This is a genomic window from Rhodococcus sp. NPDC060086 (assembly GCF_042730275.1).
In the GTDB taxonomy this organism is placed as follows: Bacteria; Actinomycetota; Actinomycetes; order Mycobacteriales; family Mycobacteriaceae; genus Rhodococcus.
This window is the reverse complement of sequence record NZ_JBHWWZ010000041.1, coordinates 35,944-43,017: the sequence shown is the minus strand read 5'-3', so window position 1 is coordinate 43,017 and position 7,074 is coordinate 35,944. Positions and strand designations below refer to the sequence as shown.

Below are 7,074 nucleotides of genomic sequence, written 5' to 3'. Positions count from 1 at the left end.
TCGGCAGGTGCTCCGAGCAGCGCGGCGATCACCTCGAGCGGCAAAGGTGCGGCCGCGACCGGAACGAAGTCGACGACCTGCCCGTCGCGGCCCGCTTCGATCAGGTCGTCGACCACGCGCGCACAGATGTCGCGAATGTGGCCCTCGAGCTGCTTGATCACGCGCGGTGTGAATCCGCGGCTGACGAGCTGACGCAGCCGGGTGTGATCGGGCGGGTCGAGATTGAGAAGCATGGAGGCCTGCTTGAGCCGGGTCTCCTCGTCGAATTCGTCGATCTGGGTGGAACCCATCGCGGTCGAGAACGTGGTGTCGCGCGAGACGCCGATGACATCGGCATGGCTCGTCACCGCCCAGTACCCCGGCCCGTCGTCCTCCGGTTGCCAGTAGACCGGGCATTGCCGGCGAAGGTCGTCGAAGAAGGCGTGCGGGACGCCCTGGGTGTAGAGGTCGGGGTTCTTCAGATCGATGTGGGATGTCGTCATGGTGCGCCTCACGAGTCGGTGGCGAACGGCTATCGTCTATAAACTACATATCTTCGTTTGTAATGGAAGCCCCTTAGAATGAATTCATGGCACGTGACAATTCCAAGCCCATCCGACGACGAACTCTCACGCGCGACAAGGTGATCGACGCCGCCCTCGCCGCCGTCGACGAGTCGGGATGGGAACAGCTCACGATGAGCACGCTGTCGAGCCGGCTCGGTATCGTCGCCGCCTCGCTCTACAACCACGTCCGCGGCCTCGACGACGTCCGCGCCGCGGTGCAGGCGCGCGCGATGACGGATCTCGGGCTTCACCTGCGCGAAGTGGCGATGGGCCGTAGCGGAAGAGCGGGCCTGCGTGCCCTGATCGACGCACACAGAGCCTGGGCCACGGCCCACCCGAGGCGTTACCAAGCGCTCACCACTGCTCCGGTCGATCGGGCGGCACTCATCACCGCCGGACTCGATGCCAACGGCGCTCTGGGGTCCATGCTGCACTCGTGCGGAGTCCCCGAAGAACGGGCGCTCGAAGTCACGATCGGGATGTTCTCGGCTCTGCACGGCTTCGCGGTCCTCGAGAGCAGCGGGTTCCTCGGCAACGAGATCGATCTCGACCGAATCTACGAATCCGTGGTCCAGGGCGCGCTCGCCCACCTACCCACCCCCTCCGCAGCGACATCGACGTAAACTGATTACAGTCGTCCCCAGATGGGGAAGCGTGCGCATACGTTCGAGCGTGCAGTTGTTGTCGATTCTCACGAGGAATACGACAACAACTGCACGCTCGCTCTCGTCGTATCAGACTCCCCCGTAACGACATCCATTCGAACCATTGCATTCTCGGAACATGTCGAACTATAGTCCAGACACCTGTCCAGAACGTAAGGGAATCGTCTGATGACATTGCGCCCGACCGACAGTTCCACGCTCCTGATCGACGGAAAGCTCGTCCCCGGCAGCGACGGCACGTTCGAGATCCTCGATCCCAGCACCGAAGAGGTCCTCGGCCACGCGGCCGACGGCACCGCCGCCGATCTCGACGCCGCCATCGACGCTGCGCGCCGCGCCTTCGACCACACCGACTGGTCCCGCGACCACGCCTTCCGCGCGCACTGCCTGCGGCAACTTCGCGACGCCATCCGCGGCCACATCGAGGAACTCCGGGAGATCACGATCGCGGAGGTCGGCGCACCCCGGTTCCTGACCTCCGGCGCCCACCTCGAAGGGCCCGTCGACGACCTGCTGTGGTTTGCCGATCTCGCCGAGAACTATTCGTGGAAGAAAGATCTCGGCAACGCCTCTCCCATGGGGATTCCCACCCATCGGTATCTGCTCCGGGAAGCCGTCGGCGTGGTCGGTGCGATCACCCCGTGGAACTTCCCTCACCAGATCAACTTCGCCAAGATCGGGCCCGCACTCGCCGCGGGCAACACCGTGGTGCTCAAGCCCGCCCCCGACACACCGTGGTGCGCAGCGCTGATCGGCAGGATCGCCGCCGAGGAAACCGACATCCCGGCAGGCGTTCTCAACATCGTGACCTCGAGCGACCACCGCATCGGAGCGCTCCTCGCCGAAGACCCGCGGGTGGACCTGATCTCGTTCACCGGGTCCACAGCCACCGGCAAGTCGGTCATGCGGGCCGCGTCGGAGTCACTCAAGAAGGTCTTCCTCGAACTCGGCGGAAAGTCTGCATTCGTCGTACTCGACGACGCTGATCTCCGCGCGGCATGCTCCATGGCGGCGTTCACCGTTTCCACGCACGCCGGGCAGGGTTGCGCGATCACCACGCGCCTCCTGGTGCCACGCGCCCGCTACGACGAGGCCGTCGCGGCCACCGCGAAGACACTGCAGAATCTGCGCCCCGGCGATCCACACGACCCCGGCACCATCTGCGGCCCATTGATTTCGGCGCGGCAGCGCGAACGCGTCGAAGGTTACATCCGCCTCGCTGTGGAGGAGGGCGGCACGATCGTGGTCGGAGGTGGACGACCCGCCGAACACGATCGTGGCTTCTTCGTCGAACCCACCCTGATCTCGGGCCTCGACAACTCTGCGCGCACGGCACAGGAGGAGATCTTCGGACCGGTGCTGGTGATCCTGCCCCACGACGGCGACGACGATGCGATCCGCATCGCCAACGACTCCCCGTACGGGCTCTCCGGCGCGGTGTACGGCACCGACCCCGACCGCATCGACCGGGTGGTCGCGGGAGTCCGCACCGGCACCCTCGGAGTCAACGGCGGCATCTGGTACGCCGCCGACGCACCGTTCGGTGGTTACAAGCAATCCGGGATCGGCCGGGAAATGGGGCTGGCCGGATTCGAGGAATACCTGGAGACCAAGCTCGTCGCAGAACCCGCGAACTGACTTCGTCGCCCACCCGCGACACATCCGAAAGGACCAGCACCATGGCCAGATTCACCGGTCGCACCGCGATCGTCACCGGAGCCGCCCAAGGAATCGGCGAGGCGTACGCACGAGCGCTCGCAGCCGAGGGCGCATGCGTGGTGGTCGCCGATATCGATGCCGAGCTCGGCGAGCAGGTCGCCAAGCAGATCGTCGTCGACGGCGGCGCCGCCACCTTCCTGCCCGTGGACGTCTCCGATCCCGATTCGGCAAAGGAACTCGCCGAGAAAACCGTCGAGACTTTCGGCGGCATCGATCACGTCGTCAACAACGCCGCGATCTACGGAGGAATGAAACTCGACCTCCTACTCACCGTGCCGTGGGACTACTACAAGAAGTTCATGAGCGTCAATCTCGACGGTGCCCTGAACATCACCCGCGCCGTGTGGCCGCACATGACGAGCAACGGCGGGTCGATCGTCAACCAGTCGTCCACCGCCGCGTGGGTGTACTCGGGCTTCTACGGGCTCGCAAAAGTCGGAATCAACGGCCTCACACAGCAACTCGCCGTCGAGCTCGGCGGATCGAACATCCGCATCAACGCTATCGCACCCGGACCCATCGACACTGAAGCCACCCGAACCACCACCCCCTCGAACATGGTCGCCGACATGGTGAAACAGTTGCCGCTCAAGCGGATCGGCACCCCCGACGACCTCGTCGGCATGTGCTTGTTCCTGCTCTCCGACGAAGCAGGCTGGGTCACCGGCCAGATCTTCAACGTCGACGGAGGTCAGGTGATCCGCTCGTGAAGGCTCGAATCGGCTATATCGGTCTCGGCAACATGGGCGCACCGATGGCTCGCCGCCTGCTGGACCACCACGGCAGTGTGACCGTCCTCGATACCAACCCCGATGCGCTCAGTCCCTTCATCGAAGCGGGCGCCCACTCCGTCTCGGACGCAGCAGAACTCGCATCGGTCAGCGACATCGTGTGCGTGACGGTGCTCGACGACGCCCAAGTGCGCGACGTCGTCGCCGGTCCCGGCGGACTGCTGTCCACCGCGACACCGGGCACGGTGATCGCCGTGCACTCGACGATCTCCGACACCACGGCCGTCGACCTGGCCGAACAATGCACCGCACGCGGGGTCGAGTTCGTCGATGCACCGGTCAGCGGCGGCGCGGCGGGCGCGAAGAAAGCCGCTTTGGCCGTCATGGTCGGAGCATCCGACGAGGCTTTCGCGACGATCCAAGAGCCGTTCAGCGCGTTCGCCGCGCTGGTCGTGCATGCCGGCCCGGTCGGTGCGGGTACCCGGATGAAACTTGCCCGGAATCTGCTTCACTTCGTGTCGTTCACCGCCGCGACCGAAGCCCAACGACTCGCCGAAGCCGCCGGAATCGACATCACCGAACTCGGAAAAGTCGTCCGGCACACCGACGCGATCACCGGAGGTGCCGGTTCGATCATGTGGCGCGACAACACCTCCCCGCTCGAACCCGACGATTCCTGGTTTCCGATCTTCTCGCACGTGCGCGCACTGGGCGAGAAGGATCTGGCGCTCGCACTGGCTCTCGGCGACCGACTCGAGGTCGAACTTCCACTCGCGGCACGCGCCCTCGCGGGCCTCGGCCCCGGCCTCGGAGTCGGGATCGGCGACACCGCACGCACCCACAGCATGGAGGAACAGTCGTGACCGACGACAAGCGCGAACGCGGACTCGAGATGATGGGGAAGGTCTACGGATTCGAGTTCCAGGACGGACCGGGCGCCCATTTCGCCGCCACCGCCGATCACCTGTTCGCCGACATCTGGTCGCGACCAGGACTGAGCCTCCGCGACCGACGCCTGCTGCTGCTCGGCGCCCTGGCCGCGCAGGGGCTGAGCGACGTCGCCGAGATCCAGATCGGCGCCGCGCTGCACAACGAAGAACTCGACGAGGAGCAACTGCGGGAGATCGCATTGTTCCTGTCGCACTACGTGGGCTGGCCCCTCGGAACGAAACTGGACAACGCGGTCGGCAGTGCACTGCACGCACGTCGTTCCTCTGCACGCTCATGACAGTGGGCGCGCTCGCCGCTCCCGAGTTTCTCGAACTCGGCTTCTATGCGCTTGCCGGGCACGCTCCCGACCCGCGCGAGTTGCTCCATGAGATCCGCTACGGCGAACAACTCGGTCTCGGCGCGGTATTCCTGTCCGAACGATTCGACGCCAAGGACGCGGGCGTGCTCGCCGGGGCAGTCGCGGCCATCAGCGAATCGATCGGGATAGGTACCGCCGCGACGAACCCCCAGACCCGTCATCCGATGGTGACCGCGACCATGGCCACCACCGCCCACCGGCTCAGTGGAGGCCGCTACGCCCTTGGGCTCGGCCGCGGCTTCGGGGCCCTGTTCGACCTGATGGGTCTGCCGCGAGTGTCGTCGGCACGGCTCGACGACACCGTCGGGCTTCTCCGCACACTGTTCCGCGGCGACGCGGCAGTCGGCCACGACGGTCCCGCAGGCACGTTCCCGTACCTGCGTCGCACCGCCGACGGAACAGATCACATCCCGATTCTCATGGTCGCACTCGGCGACCGATCACTCGAGCTCGCCGGACGCATCGCCGACGGCGTGGTCCTGCACACCTTCTTCTCCGACGCAACGGTGGCGCGGGCCGTGAAGATCGTGCGCGACGCCGCTGCCGGCGCCGGCCGCGACCCCGCCTCCGTCCGAATCTGGTCGGTACTGGCGACCGTCGAAGAGTCCATCCCCGACACCGAACGACGACGCAAACTCGTGGGCAGACTCGCCACCTATCTCCAGGGCTACGGCGACGTGCTGGTCAAGGCCAACGGGTGGTCCCCTTCCGACCTCGAGCGGTTCCGCGCAGACCCGATCGTGCAGCAACACCAGGGCGCATTCGATGCGACCGGCACCGACGAGGTGCTCCGGCACCTGGAGGTGCACTTACCCGAACACTGGCTCGCGGCGTCGGCCACCGGCACATCCCAGCAATGCGCCGAGCGGATCGCCGACCAGTTCGACGCAGGCGCCGACAGCGTGATCCTGCACGGGGCCACTCCCGCAGAGCTGGCTCCGGTTCTCGACGCGTGGCGGCACATCCGCACTCCCCGCCGTTTCGCACATCTGCCCGCAAATCCCGGATGGAGTACTCGGTGAGCAGCACCGTCGTGTCCGATATTGCAGAGCTGACCCCCGAGTGGCTCAGCGCCGCCCTCGACGCCCCCGTACACACCGTCCGCGCGGAGCCCATCGGTACCGGGCAGGTCGGTACGTGCCACCGGCTCGAACTCACCGGCGACGGGGTGCCGGAACGACTCGTCGCCAAGCTTCCCGCAGCCGACACCGGTATGCGCGCGATGCTCGCCGGCGCGTACCGCGGCGAAGTCCGGTTCTACACCGATCTCGCAGCGACCGTCGCCGTCCGGGCTCCCCGATGTCACTTCGCGGCCCTCGGCGACGACGGGAACTTCACGCTCCTGCTCGAGGATCTCGCCCCCGCCCGGCAGGGTGATCAGATCCGCGGATGTACACCGGTAGAAGCACTCGACGCCGTTCGCAATCTCGCCGATCTGCACGCCCCGCGGTGGAACGATGCGGATCTGCTCGGCCTGGAATGGCTCGGACGGCCCGACGAGGCTCAGGCCCGCATGCTCTCGGAGTTGTACGGGCCTGCGGTGGATACCTTCGTCGCGGATCTGGGCGACCTGCTCGACGACAGCGACACCGATACCTTGCGCTCATGTGTCGACGCCACCGAACGGTGGATGACCGCTCGCAGTGAACGTTTCACCGTGCTGCACGGCGACTATCGCCTCGACAACCTCATGTTCCCCGACGACGGTGCTCCCGGTGTGACGGCCGTGGATTGGCAGACGATCACCCTGGGCCTTCCCGCCCGCGACCTCGCGTATTTTCTCGGCACATCGTTGCCTCCCGCCTTGCGTCGCGACCACGAACACCATCTGGTCACCGCGTACCACCGCAGGCTCGTCGAGCAGGGTGTGGAGCGCTTTGCATTCGTCGAGTGCTGGGACGACTACCGGTTCGGTGTACTGCAGGGCCCGCTCATCGCGGTATTCGGATGTGCCTTCGGCACCCGGACCGAGCGGGGAGACCGGATGTTCGCAGCAATGGTGGCGCGTTCGTGTGCAGCGATCCGCGACCTCGACAGCTTCGGCGTCATCGGATGACGGCGGTATCGCACACCGAGCACGCTCGGTAATGTGACGCATCGAACGC

At 66.1% G+C, this 7,074-nt stretch carries 7 protein-coding genes and 1 pseudogene; 7 read left to right on the top strand and 1 reads right to left on the bottom strand.

Features of this window, described 5'->3' with window-relative positions; genetic code table 11:
- Nucleotides 1-482 (bottom strand): annotated as a pseudogene (locus ACFWB0_RS19645) (cytochrome P450); the annotation flags it as partial.
- Between the two features lie 86 nt (nt 483-568).
- Between ACFWB0_RS19645 and ACFWB0_RS19640 the strand changes: the two are divergent.
- From ACFWB0_RS19640 to ACFWB0_RS19610, 7 genes are all read left to right on the top strand, one after another.
- Nucleotides 569-1,168 (top strand): TetR/AcrR family transcriptional regulator, encoded by a 600-nt coding sequence (locus ACFWB0_RS19640; RefSeq protein WP_378492132.1) that lies wholly within the window; start codon nt 569-571, stop codon nt 1,166-1,168.
- Nucleotides 1,169-1,378: 210 nt separating this feature from the next.
- Nucleotides 1,379-2,848, top strand: a complete 1,470-nt coding sequence (locus tag ACFWB0_RS19635; protein WP_378492131.1) for an aldehyde dehydrogenase — start codon at nt 1,379-1,381, stop codon at nt 2,846-2,848.
- Nucleotides 2,849-2,889: 41 nt separating this feature from the next.
- Complete coding sequence (locus tag ACFWB0_RS19630; RefSeq protein ID WP_378492130.1) at nt 2,890-3,639, top strand: SDR family oxidoreductase; 750 nt, start codon at nt 2,890-2,892, stop codon at nt 3,637-3,639.
- Complete coding sequence (locus ACFWB0_RS19625) at nt 3,636-4,523, top strand: NAD(P)-dependent oxidoreductase (RefSeq protein WP_378492129.1); 888 nt, start codon at nt 3,636-3,638, stop codon at nt 4,521-4,523. The genes ACFWB0_RS19630 and ACFWB0_RS19625 overlap by 4 nt, the downstream gene beginning before the upstream one ends.
- Nucleotides 4,520-4,888 (top strand): carboxymuconolactone decarboxylase family protein, encoded by a 369-nt coding sequence (locus ACFWB0_RS19620; protein ID WP_378492128.1) that lies wholly within the window; start codon nt 4,520-4,522, stop codon nt 4,886-4,888. The genes ACFWB0_RS19625 and ACFWB0_RS19620 overlap by 4 nt, the downstream gene beginning before the upstream one ends.
- Nucleotides 4,885-5,991: a TIGR03857 family LLM class F420-dependent oxidoreductase gene (locus ACFWB0_RS19615; RefSeq protein WP_378492127.1), complete on the top strand. Its 1,107-nt coding sequence runs from the start codon at nt 4,885-4,887 to the stop codon at nt 5,989-5,991. Before ACFWB0_RS19620 ends, ACFWB0_RS19615 begins: the two co-directional genes overlap by 4 nt.
- Nucleotides 5,988-7,025, top strand: a complete 1,038-nt coding sequence (locus ACFWB0_RS19610) for a phosphotransferase (RefSeq protein WP_378492126.1) — start codon at nt 5,988-5,990, stop codon at nt 7,023-7,025. The genes ACFWB0_RS19615 and ACFWB0_RS19610 overlap by 4 nt, the downstream gene beginning before the upstream one ends.
- Nucleotides 7,026-7,074: the final 49 nt, after the last annotated feature.